Below are 21123 nucleotides of genomic sequence, written 5' to 3'. Positions count from 1 at the left end.
TCCCAGGCTGTTTATCTTTTTTTCCGTTAAAGACATGAATTATTTTCCGTCGGTTATCTCTCCTTACAGAAAGCAGGTAACAAATAATGGTGATCACTCCGGTTCTTTCAGTAAAAGATAAGATTGGCTACGGACTCGGCGATATGGCCAGTGCGCTGGTCTGGCAAACTGCGACTTTATTTCTCGCTTATTTCTACACGGATGTTTTTGGTTTACCCGCCGCGATCATGGGCACACTATTTTTAGTGGTACGCGCCGTGGATGCCTGCGTAGATCCCTGCATCGGTGCGCTGGTTGATCGCACCACAACACGCTACGGGAAATTCCGTCCGTGGCTGCTGTGGTTTGCAATACCGTTTGGGGTCTGTTGCCTGATCACATTTTATGTACCAGACATATCACCGACCGGTAAAATTATTTATGCAGCAGTCACTTATACATTACTCAGCCTGGTGTATTCCGCCATCAATGTGCCGTATTGTGCCATGCCGGGGGCGTTAACACTCGACCCGCGCGAACGCCATTCGCTGCAGTCGTGGCGCTTCGGACTGTCATTTGTCGGGGGTCTGGTGGTGACAGTGATCGCCCTGCCGCTGGTGGCAAAACTCGGCGCAGGTAACCCGCAGAAAGGCTATTTCTATGCCATGAGCCTGATGGGTTTGCTCGGTATCGTATTATTTTTCTGTTGTTTCGCACTGACGCGTGAGCGTTATCAACCGCGCAATGACACCTCCGGTTCAATGCTGAGCGACCTGAAATTACTGTGGAATAACTCACAATGGCGCATTGTTTTTATTTTTAATATCTTACTATTATGTGCCGTCGTTATCCGTGGTTCCGCCACCATGTATTATGTGAAATATGTGCTAGGCCGCCCGGATCTGATTTTTAATTTTATTGTTTTTGGCATGATCGCCTCGTTATTTGGCGCACTATTGTCTGAGAAAATACTGGGTAAATTCGACCGGATTAAATCCTATCAATGGACAATTCTGACTTTTGTGATGTGTAATGCAGCGATTTTCTTTATTCCCTCCCCTTCCGTCAGTCTTATTTTCGCCCTCAATCTTGTGTTCAGTTTTATCCAAAACCTGACCACGCCGCTGCAATGGACGATGTTCTCCGACGTTGTGGATCACGAAGAATCCCGCACCGGCCGCCGGCTTGACGGGCTGGTATTCTCCACTGCGCTGTTTGCCATCAAATTCGGGCTGGCACTGGGCGGTGCCATCGTCGGCTGGGTGCTTGGTATGGTCGGTTACCTGCCAAACGGCGCCACGCAAAGTGCTTCGGTGATGTTGACCATCAATTCACTGTTCACACTGGTGCCCTGTGCGTTATTCCTGCTGATGGCCGCGCTGCTTTTTACCTACAAACTCAACAGCCGCACCATGCAAACTATCGCCTCATCCCTCGCAACGCGACGTTCTTTCGGGGGCGACGATGACCCCGTGCTCAGCGGTTCGCGCCCTTTGATTAATCAAGGAGATGTAAGATGACTTATCTTTATCAGGATGCTTCACAGCCCGTTGCCCGCCGCGTCGCCGATCTTCTGGCACGCATGACGCCGGAGGAAAAATTCGCTCAGATGCATGCGTTCTGGTTGATCCTCGACAGCAACGGCAATCACAAAGAACGTACCGATCTGAGCGATGATTTTTCCGGTCACAAACAGAGTCAGGCGCTGGAACAGCAACTGGCATCTGGCGCAGGGCAAATCACCCGTCCGCTCGGCACGCACGTGGTCAGCCCGGCAGAAGGCGTACAGGCGCTGAACCGGCTGCAAAAAACGCTGGTAGAAGACACCCGGCTGGGTATTCCGGCGATGTTCCACGAAGAATGTCTGGTCGGCTTATTGTGCAAAGACGCCACACTGTTTCCCTCGTCCCTGAGCTACGCCTCAACGTGGGATCCGCAACTGATGGAGCAAATTGCAGGTGCTATCCGTCAGGAAGCACAAAGCGTTGGTTGTCATCAGGGACTGGCACCGGTTCTGGATGTGTCGCGCGATGTGCGCTGGGGACGTACCGAGGAAACCTTTGGTGAAGACCCGTATCTGGTCGGCGTGATGGCGACCGCTTACGTGCGCGGATTACAGGGCGAAGCGCGGGACCTGCTGGCCACGCTGAAACATTATGTCGGGCACTCTTTCAGCGAAGGGGCGCGAAACCATGCGCCGGTTCATCTTGGTTTTCGCGAGCTGAATGACACTTTCCTGCTGCCGTTTGAGATGGCGGTGAAGCTGGCGAATGCCGGTTCGGTGATGCCGGCATATCACGACATTGATGGTCAGCCTTGCCACAGCGATCACTTCCTGCTGACCGAAATCTTGCGTGAACAATGGGGGTTCGACGGTCTGATTGTTGCCGATTACGGTGGTGTCAGCCTGCTGCATCAGCATCACGGCGTCAGCCATGACGATGCCGAATCCGCCGCGCTGTCGTTCAATGCGGGTCTGGATATTGAATTACCGAAAGGCGACTGCGCACAACATCTGGCGGATGCCGTTTCGCGTGGCCTGATTGATATGGCGAAAATTGACGAAATTGTCGCACGCGTGCTGACTGAAAAATTTCGCCTTGGCCTGTTTGAACAGCCTTACGCCATTGAGCCTGAGCCGCAGCTTCAGCAACCTGCCACGCGGGAACTGGCCTGGAAAGCCGCGGTCCGCTCAATCACTCTGCTGGAAAATAATGGCATCCTGCCGCTGAAACCCACATCCGGCCAAAAAATCGCGGTGATCGGCCCGACGGCAGATGATCCGCTGGCGTTGCTCAGCGGTTACAGTTTCCCGGTGCATCTGATCATCAGCGAAATGGAAGCGCAGACGGAACAGATCATTACGCCATTACAGGCCTTGCGTGACGCCTACGGCGAGCAAAATATCCGTTATACCAAAGGTTGCCATATTCTCGAAAAACGTACGGCAGGTGCGCCGGTATTCCCCGGCGATGCCGCAACACCCATGCAAAGCTCGCCGGTGTCTCAAAGCACCGCGCTGATCCCGCAGGCCGTAAAACTGGCGCAGGAAAGTGACGTCGCACTGGTGTTTGTCGGCGATCTGGCCGGTTTATTCCAGAGCGGTACTGTCGGCGAAGGCTCTGATACTGACAGTCTGCAACTGCCGGGCGTTCAGCAGCAGTTGCTGGAAGCCGTGATAGCAACCGGCAAACCGACCATTGTGATAATGACCGGCGGTCGTCCGTATTCCCTTGGCGGACTGGAGGAAAAAGTCGCCGGGTTCCTGATGGCATTTGCGCCCGGTCAGGAAGGAGGACGTGCAATTGCCGATATCGTCAGCGGCAAAGAAGCACCGTCCGGGCGGCTGGTGGTTTCCGTACCGAAAAGCGCCGGCGCGATGCCGTATTACTACAATCACAAACTGAAAAGTGGCGGCACGCCGATCGCCTTCCACTTTGGCGCAAAATACCCGTTTGGCTACGGACTAAGCGGCACCACGTTCCGCTATCATGATTTACAACTGAATCAGCAGCCGGTCGCCATCGAAAACGGAGATATTTCAGTACAGATTCAGGTGACCAACACCGGCAGTCAGACAGGCAGCGACGTGGTGCAGGTTTATCTGCGTGATTGCGTGGCGTCAATGGTGCGTCCGGTGCAGGAACTCAAAGCCTTTGAACGCGTTGAACTGGATGCCGGACAAACTGCGACGCTCAGTTTCAGCATTCCGACCGACATGCTGAATTTCACCAGTCACGCCGGTAAGCGCATCGTCGAACCGGGTTCTGTTGAAGTTCAGGTGGGCTCTTCAAGCGCCGATATTCATGCAACAGGAAAGGTGATTCTGGCGGGTGAAGTACGCGAGTTGCCACGTAACTGGCGGATGGTCAGCCGCTGTGAAGTTAGTCGTTAATACCTGATGAGGGAAAGCAAAACGGACGCTCAGGGCGTCCGTTTTTTATGCTCAGGAGATCTGTTACTCAGATTCTCTGGCAATACCGAAATGCTTATACGCATGATTGGTCGCCATACGCCCGCGCGGTGTGCGCTGAATAAATCCCTGCTGGATCAGGAAGGGTTCGATGACGTCTTCAATCGTCTCGCGCTCTTCGCCAATCGCCGCGGCTAAGTTATCCAGCCCGACCGGCCCGCCGCTGAACTTATCGATAATGGCCAGCAACAGTTTGCGGTCCATGTAATCGAAACCTTCGGCATCAACATCCAGCATATCCAGCGCGCCGTTAGCCACATCACCATTAATGGTACCGTCGCCTTTCACTTCCGCGAAGTCACGCACGCGGCGTAATAAGCGGTTAGCGATACGCGGCGTTCCGCGTGAACGGCGGGCTATCTGATGCGCGCCCTCTTCCGACAACTCCAGCCCAAGGCAGGAGGCGCTACGTCCGACGATGTGCTGCAAATCAGCCACCTGATAGAACTCCAGACGCTGTACGATACCGAAACGATCACGTAACGGTGACGTCAGGGAACCGGCGCGGGTCGTCGCACCAATCAGGGTAAACGGCGGTAAATCGAGTTTGATAGAGCGTGCCGCAGGACCTTCCCCAATCATGATATCCAGCTGATAATCTTCCATCGCCGGATAGAGAATTTCTTCGACGACCGGTGAGAGACGGTGGATTTCATCAATAAAAAGCACATCATGCGGCTCGAGGTTGGTCAGCATCGCGGCCAGATCACCGGCTTTTTCCAGCACCGGCCCCGACGTGGTACGTAAATTCACGCCCATCTCGTTCGCCACGATGTTAGCCAGCGTGGTTTTACCCAGTCCCGGCGGTCCGAAAATCAACAGGTGATCGAGCGCATCTTTGCGTTGCTTAGCCGCCTGAATAAAGATTTCCATTTGCGAACGCACATGCGGCTGTCCAACGTATTCGCTGAGCAACTTCGGGCGGATCGCACGGTCAATGACCTCTTCTTCACTGAAAACTTCGGAAGAAATCAGGCGGTCAGCTTCAATCATCGTTTACCTCACAGCGCTGCGCGCAGCGCTTCTCTAATCAACGTTTCAGATTCTGCGCCCGGTTTGGCCACCTTGCTGATCATGCGGCTGGCTTCCGGTGGTTTATATCCGAGGGATATCAGGGCTGCAACGGCTTCGCCTTCGGCGTCAGATTCTTTAACTTTCGACGCCGATGCAGGTAGCGTGATATCAGTATGATTGTTAAATAGATCACCGTTTAATCCTTTAAACCGGTCTTTCATTTCGACGACCAGGCGTTCTGCGGTTTTCTTACCGACGCCAGGTAACTTAATTAATGCGGTGATTTCTTCCTTTTCTACCGCACTGACAAACTGCTGCGCCGACATGCCTGACAGAATCGCCAGCGCCAGCTTCGGCCCAACGCCGTTGACTTTAATCAGCTCGCGGAACAGCGCGCGCTCTTGTTTATCGTTAAATCCGTAGAGCAACTGGGCATCTTCACGGACGATAAATTGCGTGAAGATGATAGCTTCCTGACCCAGTTCCGGCAATTCATAAAAACAGGTCATCGGCATATGCACTTCATAGCCCACGCCGTTGGTTTCAAGCAGCACCAAAGGGGGCTGTTTTTCCAGAATAATGCCTCGTAGTCTGCCTATCACGTTCATTTTCCTTATCAGGTCAAAAGCAGCGATGTTTATATCATAAAAAAGGCTGGATGGATATCCAGCCTAATGGACTTGCGGCGTCTATCGCATCCGTCCGCGCGCCATCTGTAATTTGTCACTGCTGAGCCGGATAGCATTCTGACTCATATGACAATGCGTTATGGCAATTGCCAGCGCATCGGCGGCATCGGCCTGCGGGTTAGCCGGTAATTTCAGGATTGACCGCACCATATGCTGAACCTGCGCTTTTTCTGCCGCACCGGTACCGACGACGGTCTGTTTGACCTGCCTCGCCGCATACTCAAACACCGGCAGATCCTGATTGACAGCAGCGACAATTGCCGCACCGCGTGCCTGCCCGAGCTTTAACGCGGAGTCGGCGTTCTTCGCCATAAACACGGATTCGATGGCAAAAAAATCAGGCTGAAATTGCGTAATGATTTCCGACACACCGGCGTAAATCAGTTTCAGACGTCCCGGCATATCGTCCACCACGGTGCGGATACAGCCGCTGCCGAGATAACTCAGCTGACGCCCTGTCTGGCGGATAATGCCATAGCCGGTAATACGCGAACCGGGGTCGATCCCCAGAATAATAGCCATAGCCAGTCAACGCCTTGTGTTGTCGTTTTTTTGGAAAGTTGGGGAGAGTATAAACTGCTGAGGGACAACAGGATAGCCAGCCGGTGGTAGCCACCGGCGGCACTGAGATTACAGGGTTTCTGCGATCTCGTCGGAGATTTCACCGTTGTGGTAAACCTCCTGCACATCGTCACAATCTTCCAGCATGTCGATCAGGCGCAACAGTTTAGGTGCAGTTTCTGCATCCATGTCGGCTTTGGTCGATGGGATCATCGTGACTTCAGCGGAATCGGCTTTGTAACCGGCGGCTTCCAGCGCATCTTTCACTTCGCCCAGATTTTCCCAGGCAGTGAACACATCGATAGCGCCATCATCGTAAGAAATGATGTCTTCAGCACCCGCTTCAAGCGCGGCTTCCATCAGCACGTCTTCATCCAGACCAGGAGCGAAAGTGATCACGCCTTTTTTGGAGAACAGATAAGCCACGGAACCGTCAGTACCCAAATTGCCACCGGTTTTGGTGAAGGCATGACGCACTTCTGCCACGGTACGGTTGCGGTTATCACTCAGACATTCAACCATGATGGCTGAACCGCCAGGACCGTAACCTTCATAAATGATGGTTTCCATGTTGGTGTCTTCGTCACCGCCCACGCCACGTGCGATAGCCCGGTTGAGGGTATCGCGCGTCATGTTGTTGGACAGCGCTTTATCGATAGCCGCACGCAGACGTGGGTTTGAACCCGCATCGCCGCCACCCAGACGCGCAGCGGTAACCAGCTCACGAATGATTTTGGTGAAAATTTTGCCGCGTTTAGAATCTTGCGCCGCTTTGCGGTGCTTGGTATTGGCCCACTTACTGTGACCTGCCATAAATATCTCCAAAAAGTCTAAAGTCTTAACAGACCGAATAGTTTACAAATTCTTCAATCGCCTGCTGGTTGCTCGGGGAGACAGTCAGCGCTGCCGCTGCCAGCTTATCGAGCCACCGGTACGCATGATGTTCGGTGAGAACCACATCACGCTCGTCGGGTAACGCCAGACAGAACCAATGTTCTTTATTGCGGGTTACACCGGGAGCATAGCGATGGCGCAAATGCGCAAATATTTCAAAGTCCTCGCAGCGATGGCAGTCCTGCAGAGTCAGGTTTTCACCTGCAATGTCGATACCGACCTCTTCCATGACTTCACGCTGCGTGGTTTGATTTGGGGATTCCCCGTCTTCCAGACTGCCGGTCACCGACTGCCAGAAATTCGGGTCATCCTTTCGTTGGAGCATCAGCACCCTGCCGGTGTTTCTGGCGTAGATGACGCACAGTATCGACTCAGGACGCTTATAGCTCATTAGTTATTCTCTGTATTTGTGTCTGGTGTCACTTCTTTTTTCGCCACAACCGCAATGCCCAGTTCCAGCAGCGACGCAGGGTTGGCAAAACTTGGCGCTTCGGTCATCAGACACGCCGCAGCGGTAGTTTTCGGGAAGGCGATCACGTCACGGATGTTATCCGTGCCGGTCAGCAACATCACCAGACGATCGAGACCAAATGCCAGACCGGCGTGCGGAGGCGTACCGTATTTCAGGGCGTCGAGCAGGAAGCCGAATTTCTCGCGCTGTTCGTGCTCGTTAATACCCAGAATGCTGAACACGGTCTGCTGCATTTCGCTGCGGTGAATACGCACAGAACCGCCGCCCACTTCGTAGCCGTTGATCACCATGTCGTAGGCGTTAGCGATAGCAGAAACCGGGTTCGCTGCCAGTTCTTCTGCGCTCATGTCTTTTGGTGCAGTGAACGGGTGGTGCATAGCGCTCAGGCCGCCTTCGTCAGTGTCTTCAAACATCGGGAAGTCGATCACCCACAGCGGAGCCCACATGTCTTCTTTAGTGATTTTCAGGTCACGGCCGACTTTAAGGCGCAGTGCGCCAATCGCGTCAGTCACAATCTTCGCGCTGGCTGCGCCGAAGAAGATCATGTCGCCATCCTGTGCACCAGTGCGTGCGATCAGGGCAGCCAGCAGTTCTTCATTCAGGAATTTAGCCACCGGGCTCTGGATACCTTCCAGGCCTTTCGCCACTTCATTCACTTTGATATAAGCCAGGCCTTTCGCACCGTAGATTTCGATGAATTTGGCGTATTCGTCAATTTGTTTACGGCTCAGGGAGGCACCGCCCGGAACGCGCAATGCAGCCACGCGGCCTTTCGGATCGTTGGCCGGATCAGCAAACACTTTGAACTCGATGTTTTTCATCAGGTCCGCAACATCCACCATTTCCATCGGGTTGCGCAGGTCCGGTTTATCAGAACCGTAGCGACGCATGGCCTCTGCGAAGGTCATGATCGGGAAATCGCCCAGATCCACGCCTTTCACTTCCTGCCACAGTTCACGGGCCAGTTTCTCCATCACTTCGCGCACTTGTTCGGCGCTCATGAAAGAGGTTTCCACATCGATCTGGGTGAATTCAGGCTGACGGTCAGCACGTAAATCTTCGTCACGGAAGCATTTTACGATCTGATAATAACGATCAAAACCAGACATCATCAGCAGTTGTTTAAACAGCTGAGGAGACTGCGGCAAGGCGTAGAACTTGCCTTTATGCACACGGCTCGGCACCAGATAGTCACGCGCGCCTTCCGGTGTAGCTTTGGTCAGCATCGGAGTTTCGATGTCGAGGAAGTCATGGCTGTCCATGAAACGGCGTACGAAGCTGGTGATTTTTGCACGCGCTTTCAGGCGGTTAGCCATTTCAGGACGACGCAAATCCAGATAGCGGTATTTCAGACGCGCTTCTTCAGTGTTGACGTGGTTGGAGTCCAGCGGCAGCGATTCGGAACGGTTGATAATGTTCAGATTACTGGCGAACACTTCCACTTCACCGGTCGCCATGTCTTTATTGAACTGGCTTTCCGGGCGTGCACGCACGGTGCCGGTTAACTGGATGCAGAACTCGTTACGCAGTTCAGACGCCAGCTTGTAGGCTTCTGCCTGATCGGGGTCGAAGAAAACCTGAACGATGCCTTCGCGGTCACGCATATCGATGAAAATCAAACCACCCAAATCGCGGCGACGGTTAACCCAGCCACACAATGTTACTTCCTGGCCCACATTGGACGCATTCAGTTTTCCACAATATACAGTACGCATAACGGTATCCTTTTGATCCCACTACCCGGCCTCATGGCTCACAGGCACAGAAACGGTTATTGACTCTGGTCGCCCGCCGCAAAACTCAGCAGCGCGCGGAATGGGTTTTATTCAGGTCGAAAAAAGGCGGCTATTATAAAGGAATTTCCGGCGAAGGATAAGTGCGAACACGTCAACGCTGGCGCGGAAATTCACTCGTGTTGCTGGCTACACATAATTTAACAAAATTATATCTTTTTGCTCCTCGCGCTAGCATAGACTCACGCAATCCCCTTTGTACACGCAGTAAATGATTCCTTTCTCTCATTACCCATTTTGAAAACCGGGAGCTAAACATGAAACTTGATCCAAAAAACACCGCGCTGGTACTGATTGACTTACAGAAAGGAATTTTACCGTTCGCAGGCGGCCCGCACACCGCACAGCAGGTGCTGGATAATGCCACTGAACTGGCAACCCGTTTCCGTAAACTGGGTGCGCCGGTCGTCATGGTTCGCGTGGGCTGGTCTGACTCTTTTGACGAAGCGCTGAAACAACCGGTTGATGTCCCTGCGGCTGCGCCGGAAGGCGGTTTACCGCCAAGCTGGTGGGAATTCCCGGAACAACTGGGCGTAACCGACAGCGATCTGCTGGTGATCAAACGTCAGTGGGGCGCGTTTTACGGCACCGATCTGGATTTACAACTGCGCCGCCGCGGCATTAAAAGCATCGTGCTTGCCGGTATTTCCACCAACATCGGCGTGGAATCTACGGCCCGTAATGCCTGGGAACATGGCTATGAACTGGTGATCGCAGAAGATGCGTGCAGCGCACACAACAATGACCATCATCAGTCCAGCATGCAGTTTATTTTCCCGCGTATCAGCCGTGTCCGTTCCACTGCCGAAGTGCTTGCCGCGTTGCCAGAGTAACGTTACCCTGATTTTCATGCCTGAACGCCGCCCGCTGAGGCGGCGTTTTATTTGGGATTTGGCCCGGAAAAGGGAGCATCGATATGTATATTGGTTTACCGCAATGGCATCACAGCGCCTGGGCAAAGATGGGTTTACGTGATCTGGCGGATTACGCGCGGTACTTCAATTGTGTCGAAGGCAACACGACTTTTTACGCCCTGCCCAAACAGGATGTGGTGATGCGCTGGCGCGACATGACGCCGGAGACCTTTCGTTTTTGTTTCAAATTTCCTTCCGCCATCAGCCATAAAGCCGCGCTGGCGAATTGTCAGGAAGACGTCGATATGTTTTACCGCACGCTCGCACCGCTCGGTGAACGTATCGGGCAACTGTGGCTGCAACTTCCGGCCACGTTTGCCCCGGTGCATCTCGACCGTTTATGGCAATTTCTGGATGCCCTGCCCGCCGGTTTTGATTACGGCGTTGAAGTGCGCCATGCGGATTTCTTCAATAAAGGTGAGGAAGAACGGGCGCTGAATCAGGGATTGCATCAGCGCGGCATTAACCGTGCGATCCTTGACAGTCGCCCGGTTCACAGCTCAACCTCCACCACCGAAGCGGTGCTCGAAGCCAAACGCAAAAAACCGATATTGCCGCTGCACGCGCTGGCGACATCCTCCCGCCCGATTGTCCGCTTTATCGGCGGCGACAGTCTTGAGGCAAACCGTCCACTTTTCGGCCAGTGGATTGCAAAACTCAGCGACTGGCAATCACAGGGATTGTCACCGTATCTGTTTATTCATACGCCCGATTGTTCCGACGCGCCCCAGCAGGCACGCTACCTGTGGCAGGATCTGCGTCAGCACATTCCTTCGGTCCAGCCCGCGCCGGACTGGCCGGAGCAGGATGCGTTGTTCTAAGAATATTCAGGTTTTTCTGACGACAGTTTTATGCCTTCCCGTTATCATGGCTACGCAGCGGAAAATCAGTGCTGTTCCGCCGGGATACAGGGAATAACCAAGGAAGTCATCATGATTAGCGCGTTATATGTCGTGCTTGCCGCCATACTTTTGATCAAACTCTCTTTCGATGTTGTCCGTCTGCGGATGCAATACCGTATCGCCACCGGCGACGGCGGATCCTACGAATTACAAACCGCAATACGCGTACACGGCAACGCTGTAGAATATCTGCCGATTGGCTGTTTATTATTGTTGTATATGGAAATGAACGGCGCGGCGATATGGACTGTACACGCCTGCGGCCTGTTACTGATCCTCGGCCGGTTATTCCATTATTACGGGCTGAAAAACCGCGAATTTGCCTGGCGCCGTAATGGCATGGCCGCCACGTATATTTCTCTGGTGCTGATGGTGGTGATCAATATTATCTATCTGCCGTGGTCGCAATTCCTCAACTTTGACTGAGCACTGAACATTTGCCAGACAGATTTGATGCCCTTTTGAAACAACTCCCAGGCGCGCAGGTATCTGCCTGCGCCAGTATCTGCTAAAATCTGCCCTCAACTTTTTACCCACATTCTTTTTGGCCTGACTCACCGCTATGGCAAACCACGATACGCTGTTTTCTGCACCTATAGATAAGCTTGGCGACTGGACGTTCGATGAACGCGTCGCGGAAGTTTTTCCCGACATGATCCAACGCTCTGTTCCGGGCTATTCCAACATTATTTCGATGATTGGCATGCTCGCCGAGCGCTTCGTTCAGCCCGACTCCAATGTCTATGATCTGGGCTGTTCGCTGGGTGCTGCCACGCTGTCGATGCGTCGTAACATTAAGGTGCCGGGCTGCGAAATTATTGCTGTCGATAACTCTCCCGCCATGGTGGAACGCTGCCGTCGTCACATTGATGCTTTCCGTGCGGATACACCGGTCAGCGTGATCGAATCCGATATTCTCGATATCGAGCTGAAAAATGCCTCGATGGTAGTGCTCAACTTTACCCTGCAATTCCTCGAACCGGCTGACCGCCAGCGTTTGCTGAATCAGGTGTATCAGGGCATGCGTCCGGGCGCGGCGCTGGTGCTGTCAGAAAAATTCAGCTTCGAAGACAAAGACGTCGGCGAACTGTTGTTCAATATGCATCACGACTTCAAACGTGCAAACGGCTACAGCGAGCTGGAAATCAGCCAGAAACGCAGCATGCTCGAAAACGTTATGCTGACCGATTCCGTCGAAACGCATAAAGCCCGCCTGCATCAGGCCGGTTTCCAGCACACGGAAGTCTGGTTCCAGTGTTTTAATTTCGGTTCACTGATTGCGCTGAAAGCCGGAGAAGCACAATGATTGATTTCGGTGATTTTTATCGCGTTATTGCCAAAGGGCCGTTAAGTCCGTGGCTCAATACTTTGCCTTCGCAACTGACCGCGTGGCAGAAAGAATCTCTGCACGGCAAATTCAAACTGTGGTTTAACTCGGTGGATCGTTTACCGCTGTTGCAGCCGGAACGTCTGGATTTGTTGCACAGCGTCAGCGCCAATATGGAAGTCCCTTTGCCTGCCGGTCAGCGCGAAGGGATTGAAAACCTGCTGCGTAATATGATGCCATGGCGCAAAGGACCATTCTCGCTGTACGACGTTGAAATCAATACTGAATGGCGCTCTGACTGGAAATGGGATCGCGTTTTGCCGCACATTTCTTCCCTTGCTGGCCGCACGATTTTAGATGTCGGCTGCGGCAGCGGTTATCACATGTGGCGCATGATTGGTGCAGGCGCACATCTGGCGGTGGGTATCGATCCGATGCAGTTGTTCCTGTGTCAGTTCGAGGCCGTGCGTAAATTACTGGGGGGCGATCAGCGCGCACATTTGTTGCCGCTGGGCATCGAACAATTACCCGAGCTGAACGCTTTCGACACCGTTTTTTCCATGGGCGTGCTGTATCACCGCCGTTCGCCATTAGATCATCTTCTGCAACTGAAAAATCAGCTGGTCAGCGAAGGGGAACTGGTGCTCGAAACGTTGGTTGTTGAAGGTAACAGCGAGCAGGTCCTGGTGCCGGGTGACCGTTACGCGCAGATGGGGAATATTTATTTCATCCCTTCTGCTGAAGCCCTGAAAAACTGGCTGATCAAATGCGGCTTTGTGGATGTGCGTATTGCGGATGTCAGCGTCACAACACTTGAAGAACAGCGCCGTACCGACTGGATGACCAGCGAATCACTGGCTGAATTCCTCGACCCGAATGATCCGACCAAAACTATCGAAGGTTATCCGGCTCCTCGCCGCGCCTTGCTCATCGCCCGCAAACCATAACGACCTTCCTCCTCCGCCAGACATCTTCCTGTCTGGCGGAAGTCATTGCTCACACTTTATCCTCACTTTCAGTCACGTCACTCTGTACATCACGCTGTAAAAAGGTCTAACCTTTCAGAAGGCTATCGGTTTGTTATGACGGAGATCGTCGTTCGCATTACGGGAGGAAGTATGAAGTTCCCTAAAGGCAGCATCGTTAAACACAGATCTGGCGATATCAAAGGTACCGTGATGAATACTTTTGAATCAGAGCACGACATCGTGTCGTATTACGTTTCCTGGGAAGATGGCAGCAGCAGTCTGCACAAGGAAAACGAATTGCACTGGGCAAATATTGACGTCGCTATCAGAATAAAAAACTTTTACGAGAAGTAATAATTTCCGCGTCAGCCACAGTCCTTTGTAAAGCTCCACGTTTTGACGCTATATCATTGGATTGATTCATAGCATTTCGTGTATAAATTCGGCCAACCAATTTATCCGTACGCGAGTATTTCGTGGAGAAATCAATGCGCAGAAGAATTCGATTCCTCATGGATCGGGCTGTTATTGTTTTAGGCCTTTTCGTGATGTGCCTGGTGGTGAAAGCAGGAATGTTCGGTGTGGCGCTGCTGACCTGGGGCTGAAGTGTTGCCCGTCATAAAAAGCGCCGCCCGGGCGCTTTTTCAGACCAAGAAAACCGGATTAATGGTCATCTTTAAATTTTGGTTCGGGTAATACCGCTGGCGTTGAATCCTGATATTGCAGCCAGTTGCTCCAGATATCTTTAACACGCAACTCGATGAGTTCCATTTTCCGCGACAGCGACATCACGCCTCTGATCGTCCCGCCCTGATAGTCGGTGTACGTCGCAAAAGTGGCTTTCTCTTCAAACGCATCCCACGCCTGAGTTTCCTCATCAAACGCTTTCAGCACGGCTGCTGCGTCAGGATCCGGGTTCGGACCTGTAGCCGTTTGCTCAATACGTTTTCTGGCCGCCACAAGGTACGTCTGTTTCACCCAATTCAGCTTGTCGATTTTTTCCGCATAACAATCGTTCATATCCAGCGTCGTTTGCTGAGGGTTGCCTGCACAGTCAATGGCAAATGTCTCAGCACCATTATCCAGAACACTGCTGGGTTGTTTATCAGCGGCAAATAATGAGTGCGTAAATCCCAACAGCGCGAGAGTAATCACTAACTTTTTCATGTCCCTGTCCGGCGGTAACAATTTGATGAGCAGACAGATTATCCGAATCAATTACGCAACGACAGCAGAATCAGGAGCACAAAAAAAGCCCCGCCAACATGACGGGGCCTGGTACTTGCGCAGGGCGACGCAATAAGGGTCGTGTGACCCGGTTAAATCTTTGAGTTATTACGCCGTGCGGGATATTTCATCGTCAAACTGCAATGTGCTTTTCATTGCGGCAACAATATCGCCATCCACGCAATAACGACTGAATTCATCAAAGTCAGTATCAGAACTCATAGTGACACCGGCTTTCCGGTAGCGCATGGCGGATTTCACCTGACGCCCTGCTGAACTGTGTAACTCCGTCAGCCCGATATCCACAAACTTCTGCAAATTCGTCAGACGCACACCCGCGCCAGCCATAATAATTGGACCACGCGTCAGCTGATTGAGTTCCCGAAGCATCGGTAAACCGACTTCAGCATTTTGTTGTTGCCCGGAGGTCAGAATGCGCGCCACCCCTAACTGAGTCAACTGCTCCAGTGCAATCTTCGGGTTAAGGCACATGTCGAATGCGCGATGGAATGTTACGGCCATATCGCCGCACAGCGCCATCACTTCCCACATTCTCGCCATATCAATATGCCCTTCGGCATCCAGCATGCCGACCACCAGCCCCGGATAACCGAGATCGCGAATACAAGCGATGTCGCTTTTCAACACCTCAAATTCACTCTGGCTGTAGCAAAAGTCACCCCCCCTTGGACGGACAATCGGATGTACAGGGATGGTCACTTTTTCCCTTGCCAGTTTAAGGGTACCGTAACTCGGCGTAATGCCCCCGTCAGCCTGACTGGCGCACAATTCAACACGATCGGCCCCGGCTTGTTCTGCTGTCAATGCACAGTCCACGCTGTAACAACACACTTCTAATTTAGTCATGTGATCTCTCCTGATTACGGCATTATGCTACAACACTTGTCTGTAGCGGGCCATGTCGCGTAGGCTTTGAGATAAGCATCCCCACCCAATCTGTTTGCTTAGGAAAGCTAACTATGACACTCAATTTTGATTTATGGGTAGACCGCAGTCACAGTGATAGCGTTAAGTGGAATAAATACAATAATCAGGATGTGATACCGCTTTGGGTTGCCGATACCGACTTCACTTCTCCGCCTCAGGTTATCAAAGAGTTGCAGCAACGTGTCGCAGAAGGCGTATTTGGGTATGGTTTCACACCGCCGGAACTCATTGATTTAGTGGTAAAACGTCTGGCGAATCGTTACGAATGGGCTATTAAGCCCGAATGGATCGTCTGGTTACCAGGCCTGGTGTGCGGATTAAACGTCGCCGTCCGCGCCACTGTTGCACCACAAAACTCCAGTCTGATGCCCATGCCCATTTATCCGCCGTTTATGCAGGCGGCTCAGGCTGAAGGGCGTCAGTTTAAATCCATTAATGTAACTGAGCAGCAACAGCGCTGGGTGGCCGATTTTTCCACGGCCGACAATCTACTGGATGGCAGCGAAAAGCTGCTGATGCTCTGCAACCCGTATAACCCCGGTGGCACGGTGTATCGTCGCGAGGAATTACTCGAACAGCAGGCCTTCGCGCAACGTCACGATCTTGTGGTGTGTTCGGATGAAATCCACTGTGACCTGATCCTCGAACCGGGCCTGAAACACATCCCGTTCGCCTCACTCAATGCCGATGCCGAACAGCGTTCGATCACGCTGATGTCGCCGTCCAAAACCTTCAACCTTGCCGGTCTGGGCGCGTCGATGGCGATTATTCCTAACCCGGAACTACGCCGGAAATTCCTTGAGGCCAGTCACGGCATTGTGCCGCACGTCAATATTTTGGCGTATGTCGCCGCGACCGCCGCTTACCGCGATGGCAAGGAATGGCTTAACGCACAGCTCGAATACCTGCGAGGTAACCGCGAACGGGTGACAGCCAGAATCAACGCTATGCCAGGATTGCGTATGCTGGCGCCGGAAGGCACATACCTTGGCTGGATTGATGCCAGCGCACTGCCGGTGCAGGACCCTTATCATTTCTTTGTGGACGCCGGGGTCGGTTTCTCAGGTGGGGCTGATTTTGGCGCACCGGCTTATGTGCGTATCAATCTGGGTTGCCAGCGCGCGTTACTGGAAAAAGCGCTGGATCGCATGGAAGCGGCGTTACTGACGCTGCAACGTTAACCGTCTTCCCTTTCGCTGGCGACAATCGCCCGCAGGCTGTGCGGGTGAAATTTGATGGTCACAGAGCCGTCAGTGATCGCCAGCGTCGGGTTAGGCAAACGCTCGTTCTCCCCTTTCGGAGCACTTTGTTTCAGCTTAATACCGGGCGTCATTAGCGCTTCATCAGCAATCAGCGCCAGCGCCCGTGTATATAATTCGTCTTCAGCACCGGGCAGGACAATCTCAATATGTTCCCAGCCTTCGTGCGGGTAACGTTTATCGCCGGGATATGGTAACTCGACCAGATCAATACTCAGCGGCCCGACCTGTAAAGGTTCGTTGAGCGAAAACAGACAAATTGGCCGGCCGTTAATCAGGGTCTCATTCAACAGACTGCCGCACTTTTCCAGGCCGGTTTTCCAGCGATCCGCCGTCGTGTTCTGATGACAACGCACTGAAATATGATCTGCGTGAAACCCACCCAGATTAATGTGCAATTTTGCAGCGAACGCCGTCATTACGTCGACAAAGCGCGGTAAATCATCAGTTAAATCCTGTAACTCCGGCACGTGATTCATGGCGGTCATCCTATCTTGTTTTCGTTTGCAGATCTTCAGGGTCGGGTAATTTACACAGCCTTTCATCCGGTTGCCAGAGACATGCCGCACAATCGCGTTTTCCTTAGCCCGGATGTGCGGTGATACTGACGCCGCAAGGCTAATATGATATAAACACGCATCATTTTAGGTTCGTCCACCATGGGATGAACAGCAAACAACCACATTCCTAAATAAAGGTACTTCGGTGAATATTCAGTCACTTCTTTCAGATAAAGTCAGCCAGGCGCTGATCGCTGCAGGCGCTTCAGCCGACAGCGAAGCGCAAGTCCGTCAGTCCGCTAAAGCTCAGTTTGGCGACTATCAGGCTAATGGTGTTATGTCCGTGGCAAAAAAACTCGGTATGCCACCGCGACAACTGGCAGAGAAAGTCGTTGAACTGTTAGACCTGAGCGGCATCGCGAATAAAGTCGAAATCGCCGGGCCAGGTTTCATCAATATCTTCCTGGATCCTGCTTTTGTTGCTGCGCATGTAGACAGCGCCCTGAACGATGAAAAACTGGGCATCACACCGGTTGAACCCCAAACTATCGTCATCGACTATTCTGCGCCAAACGTGGCGAAAGAAATGCACGTTGGCCACATCCGCTCCACCATTATCGGCGACGCGGCTGTGCGCACCAATGAATTCCTCGGCCATAAAGTGATCCGCGCTAACCACGTTGGCGACTGGGGTACACAGTTCGGCATGCTGATTGCCTATCTGGAAAAAGTACAGAACGAAAACGCCGGTGACATGAATCTGGCTGATCTGGAAGAATTCTACCGCGCGGCGAAGAAAAACTATGACGAAGACGAAGCCTTCGCCGAGCGGGCGCGTGGCTACGTGGTGAAACTGCAAGGCGGCGATGAATACTGCCTGCAGATGTGGCGCAAGCTGGTTGATGTGACCATGAAGCAAAACCAGCTAACCTACAATCGTCTGAACGTCACCCTGACCGAAGACGATGTGATGGGTGAAAGCCTGTACAACAGCATGCTGCCGGGCATCGTTGCCGATTTGCAGGCCAAAGGTCTGGCCGTCGACAGCGAAGGCGCGGTTGTTGTCTATCTTGATGAATACAAAAATAAAGAAGGCGATCCGATGGGCGTCATCATCCGTAAAAAAGATGGCGGCTACCTGTACACCACCACCGATATCGCCTGCGCGAAATACCGCTACGAAACACTCGGGGCCGACCGCGTGCTGTATTATATCGACTCCCGTCAGCACCAGCACCTGATGCAGGCATGGACCATCGCACGTAAAGCTGGTTACGTGCCGGATTCTGTGGCGCTGGAACACCATATGTTCGGCATGATGCTGGGCAAAGACGGTAAGCCGTTCAAAACCCGCTCAGGTGGCACGGTGAAACTGTCTGATCTGCTGGATGAAGCGATTGATCGCGCACGTAAGCTGATCACCGAAAAAAATCCGGAAATGAAAGACGCCGGGGAGCTGGAAAAACTGGTTAACGCGGTGGGTATCGGCGCAATCAAGTACGCTGATCTGTCAAAAAGCCGTACTACCGATTACATCTTCGACTGGGACAACATGCTGGCGTTCGAAGGTAACACCGCGCCGTATATGCAATATGCCTATACCCGCGTAGCCTCTATCTTTAAACGTGCAGACATCGACGTGAACAGTCTGACTCAACCGGTTGTACTGAGCGAGGAACGTGAAGCTGCGCTGGCGACCCGTCTGTTGCAGTTCGAAGAAGTACTGACCGTTGTCGCCCGCGAAGGCACGCCACACACCATGTGTGCGTATCTGTACGACGTGGCTGGCCTGTTCTCCAGCTTCTACGAGCATTGCCCGATCCTTAATGCAGAAGATGAAACCAGCCGTAACAGCCGCCTGAAACTGGCACTGCTGACACAACGCACGCTGAAAACCGGTCTGGATACGCTGGGTATCGAAACCGTAGAACGCATGTAACTCACGGTTGTGGATATTAAAAAAGGGCGCTTTTGCGCCCTTTTGTGTTTCTGTAATCTGCGTCAGTCCAGCTTACGGGCAAATTCTTTCACCCTGAAGCCCAGCAGGCCAAGCACGGCAAAGTAAGCGACTACGCCGACAGCAACCACTGCCGCCAGACGCGCCAGACGATACGCCATTCCCCCCACATCCCATGCAGGCATCAGCCACATCATGCCGAGCAATGCGGCTGACATGGCAACCACCGCGACAATCAGCTTAATCAGGAACACTCTCCAGCCCGGCAAAGGCTGGAAGATATCCTGCTTCCGCAGTTGCCAGTAAAGCAGCGAAGCATTCAGGCAGGCGGCCAGACCAATCGACAGGGAAAGCCCCGCGTGTTTGAGTGGGCCGATAAAGGCCAGGTTCATCACCTGCGTCATCAGCAAGGTAATGATGGCGATTTTCACCGGTGTTTTGATGTTCTGACGTGAATAAAAGCCCGGAGCCAGCACTTTCACCACGATCAGCCCCATCAGCCCGACGGAATAGGCCACCAGCGCACGTTGCGTCATCGAAGCATCAAACGCGCTGAACTTGCCGTACTGGAATAATGCCACCGTAAGCGGTTTGGCCAGAATCCCCAGGGCGACGGAACTTGGCAACGCCAGCAGGAAACACAGACGCAAGCCCCAGTCCATCAGGCGATTGTATTCACCGTGATTTCCGCTGGAAAAGCTTCGCGCCAGCGAAGGCAGCAAAATCGTGCCCAGCGCCACGCCCAGCACACCGGAAGGAAACTCCATCAGGCGGTCAGCGTAATACATCCATGACACGGAGCCGGAGACCAGAAACGAGGCAAAAATCGTGTTGATGATCAGTGAAATCTGGCTGACGGAAACACCCAAAATCGCCGGTCCCATCTGGCGCATTACGCGCCATACACCGGCATCTTTCAGGTTCAGGCGCGGCAGCACCAGCATGCCGATTTTCTTCAGGTGTGGCAGCTGATAACCGAGTTGCAGCAAGCCACCGGCCACCACGGCCCAGGCCAGCGCCAGCACCGGCGGGTGAAAATACGGCGCGGCGAATAACGCAAAACCGATCATGCTGACGTTCAGGAAGGTCGGCGCAAACGCCGGTATCGAGAAGCGGTTCCAGGTGTTGAGTATCGCTCCGACCAGCGAAGCCAGAGAAATAAGCAGGATATACGGGAAGGTGATCCGCAGCAGAGAACTGGTGAGCGCAAATTTGTCCGGTGAATCCACAAAACCCGGCGCAGTGATATAAATCACCCACGGCGCCGCGAGCATGCCCAGCAGGGTGACAATCGCCAGAACCAGCGTCAGCAACCCGGAGACATACGCAATAAAGGTGCGCGTAGCTTCTTCGCCCTGCTGAGTTTTGTACTCGGCAAGAATTGGCACGAACGCCTGTGAAAATGCGCCTTCGGCAAAAATACGGCGCAACAAATTGGGCAATTTGAACGCCACAAAAAAGGCGTCGGTGACCATTCCGGCGCCAAATACACGTGCCACAATGGCATCGCGGGCAAAACCTAATACACGTGAAAACATCGTCATGGAACTGACGGCTGCCAGAGATTTAAGTAGATTCATGTCACTTTTCTTGTTTACCGGTTTACATGTATATCAAATAGTTAAACCATCACGCCTGCATCAGCAGGCGTGAGAGATGAAGCCGCATGGCTCAAAGATGCGCTTAGTCTACGCATCCGCAATACAATAGCCACCGGCAGTTGTTTTATGTTGTTATAGAGTGTTA

20 protein-coding genes are annotated in these 21123 nt (G+C 52.9%); 10 read left to right on the top strand and 10 right to left on the bottom strand.

The window, feature by feature from the left end; translation table 11 throughout:
* Window positions 1–86 precede the first annotated feature (86 nt).
* Together AACU55_RS22550 and AACU55_RS22545 are read left to right on the top strand one after the other, a co-directional pair.
* Window positions 87–1499 (top strand): MFS transporter, encoded by a 1413-nt coding sequence (locus AACU55_RS22550; protein WP_037034897.1) that lies wholly within the window; start codon window positions 87–89, stop codon window positions 1497–1499.
* The gene (locus AACU55_RS22545) at window positions 1496–3874 is read left to right on the top strand and encodes a glycoside hydrolase family 3 N-terminal domain-containing protein (protein WP_134706163.1); all 2379 of its coding nucleotides are present in this window, start codon (window positions 1496–1498) and stop codon (window positions 3872–3874) included. Before AACU55_RS22550 ends, AACU55_RS22545 begins: the two co-directional genes overlap by 4 nt.
* A 63-nt stretch (window positions 3875–3937) precedes the next feature.
* On the opposite strand, the gene ruvB is transcribed toward AACU55_RS22545, so the two are convergent.
* From ruvB to aspS, 6 genes are all read right to left on the bottom strand, one after another.
* A complete protein-coding gene (gene ruvB / locus AACU55_RS22540) occupies window positions 3938–4945 on the bottom strand; it encodes a Holliday junction branch migration DNA helicase RuvB (RefSeq protein ID WP_037034899.1) in 1008 nt (335 codons plus the stop codon).
* An 8-nt stretch (window positions 4946–4953) separates the two neighbouring features.
* Window positions 4954–5568, bottom strand: coding sequence for a Holliday junction branch migration protein RuvA (gene ruvA / locus AACU55_RS22535; RefSeq protein ID WP_134706162.1), 615 nt, complete (start codon window positions 5566–5568; stop codon window positions 4954–4956).
* 87 nt (window positions 5569–5655) lie between these two features.
* Window positions 5656–6177 (bottom strand): crossover junction endodeoxyribonuclease RuvC, encoded by a 522-nt coding sequence (ruvC, locus tag AACU55_RS22530; RefSeq protein ID WP_013575036.1) that lies wholly within the window; start codon window positions 6175–6177, stop codon window positions 5656–5658.
* A gap of 108 nt (window positions 6178–6285) precedes the next feature.
* Entirely contained in the window at window positions 6286–7029 is a 744-nt protein-coding gene (locus AACU55_RS22525; protein ID WP_013575035.1) for a YebC/PmpR family DNA-binding transcriptional regulator, read from the bottom strand.
* 25 nt (window positions 7030–7054) lie between these two features.
* Complete coding sequence (gene nudB, locus AACU55_RS22520) at window positions 7055–7501, bottom strand: dihydroneopterin triphosphate diphosphatase (protein ID WP_013575034.1); 447 nt, start codon at window positions 7499–7501, stop codon at window positions 7055–7057.
* Complete coding sequence (aspS, locus tag AACU55_RS22515) at window positions 7501–9297, bottom strand: aspartate--tRNA ligase (RefSeq protein WP_112151804.1); 1797 nt, start codon at window positions 9295–9297, stop codon at window positions 7501–7503. Before aspS ends, nudB begins: the two co-directional genes overlap by 1 nt.
* A 335-nt stretch (window positions 9298–9632) precedes the next feature.
* On the opposite strand from aspS, the gene AACU55_RS22510 reads away from it, so the two are divergent.
* The 6 genes from AACU55_RS22510 to AACU55_RS22485 all read left to right on the top strand — a co-directional run bounded on the left by AACU55_RS22510 (window position 9633) and on the right by AACU55_RS22485 (window position 13840).
* A complete protein-coding gene (locus tag AACU55_RS22510) occupies window positions 9633–10208 on the top strand; it encodes a hydrolase (protein WP_037034903.1) in 576 nt (191 codons plus the stop codon).
* Between the two features lie 83 nt (window positions 10209–10291).
* The gene (locus tag AACU55_RS22505) at window positions 10292–11110 is read left to right on the top strand and encodes a DUF72 domain-containing protein (protein ID WP_134706161.1); all 819 of its coding nucleotides are present in this window, start codon (window positions 10292–10294) and stop codon (window positions 11108–11110) included.
* Window positions 11111–11221: 111 nt separating this feature from the next.
* A complete protein-coding gene (locus AACU55_RS22500) occupies window positions 11222–11617 on the top strand; it encodes an MAPEG family protein (protein WP_013575030.1) in 396 nt (131 codons plus the stop codon).
* A 136-nt stretch (window positions 11618–11753) separates the two neighbouring features.
* Entirely contained in the window at window positions 11754–12497 is a 744-nt protein-coding gene (cmoA, locus tag AACU55_RS22495; protein ID WP_013575029.1) for a carboxy-S-adenosyl-L-methionine synthase CmoA, read from the top strand.
* Entirely contained in the window at window positions 12494–13465 is a 972-nt protein-coding gene (gene cmoB, locus AACU55_RS22490) for a tRNA 5-methoxyuridine(34)/uridine 5-oxyacetic acid(34) synthase CmoB (protein WP_013575028.1), read from the top strand. Before cmoA ends, cmoB begins: the two co-directional genes overlap by 4 nt.
* A gap of 171 nt (window positions 13466–13636) precedes the next feature.
* Window positions 13637–13840, top strand: coding sequence for a hypothetical protein (locus AACU55_RS22485; RefSeq protein ID WP_013575027.1), 204 nt, complete (start codon window positions 13637–13639; stop codon window positions 13838–13840).
* Window positions 13841–14149: 309 nt separating this feature from the next.
* Here the strand turns inward: AACU55_RS22485 and AACU55_RS22480 are convergent, their stop codons facing one another.
* Window positions 14150–14653 (bottom strand): lysozyme inhibitor LprI family protein, encoded by a 504-nt coding sequence (locus tag AACU55_RS22480; protein ID WP_013575025.1) that lies wholly within the window; start codon window positions 14651–14653, stop codon window positions 14150–14152.
* Window positions 14654–14821: 168 nt separating this feature from the next.
* A complete protein-coding gene (cutC, locus tag AACU55_RS22475) occupies window positions 14822–15580 on the bottom strand; it encodes a copper homeostasis protein CutC (protein WP_013575024.1) in 759 nt (252 codons plus the stop codon).
* Window positions 15581–15693: 113 nt separating this feature from the next.
* Here cutC and AACU55_RS22470 point away from each other — a divergent pair, with 113 nt between their 5' ends.
* The gene (locus AACU55_RS22470; RefSeq protein ID WP_134706160.1) at window positions 15694–16842 is read left to right on the top strand and encodes a MalY/PatB family protein; all 1149 of its coding nucleotides are present in this window, start codon (window positions 15694–15696) and stop codon (window positions 16840–16842) included.
* On the opposite strand, the gene AACU55_RS22465 is transcribed toward AACU55_RS22470, so the two are convergent.
* Window positions 16839–17408, bottom strand: coding sequence for a VOC family protein (locus AACU55_RS22465; protein ID WP_134706159.1), 570 nt, complete (start codon window positions 17406–17408; stop codon window positions 16839–16841). The two genes, AACU55_RS22470 and AACU55_RS22465, sit on opposite strands and share 4 nt — an antisense overlap.
* Window positions 17409–17625: 217 nt before the next feature.
* Between AACU55_RS22465 and argS the strand changes: the two genes are divergently transcribed.
* Complete coding sequence (gene argS / locus AACU55_RS22460; protein WP_037035847.1) at window positions 17626–19359, top strand: arginine--tRNA ligase; 1734 nt, start codon at window positions 17626–17628, stop codon at window positions 19357–19359.
* A gap of 62 nt (window positions 19360–19421) precedes the next feature.
* Here argS and murJ read toward each other — a convergent pair whose 3' ends face one another.
* Window positions 19422–20957 (bottom strand): murein biosynthesis integral membrane protein MurJ, encoded by a 1536-nt coding sequence (gene murJ, locus AACU55_RS22455; RefSeq protein WP_134706158.1) that lies wholly within the window; start codon window positions 20955–20957, stop codon window positions 19422–19424.
* Window positions 20958–21123: the final 166 nt, after the last annotated feature.

Origin of the sequence: Rahnella sp. CJA17(1/100) (genome assembly GCF_963881615.1) — a bacterium.
Lineage (GTDB): Bacteria > Pseudomonadota > Gammaproteobacteria > Enterobacterales > Enterobacteriaceae > Rahnella > Rahnella aceris.
This window is presented reverse-complemented; position numbering and strand designations above follow the sequence as displayed.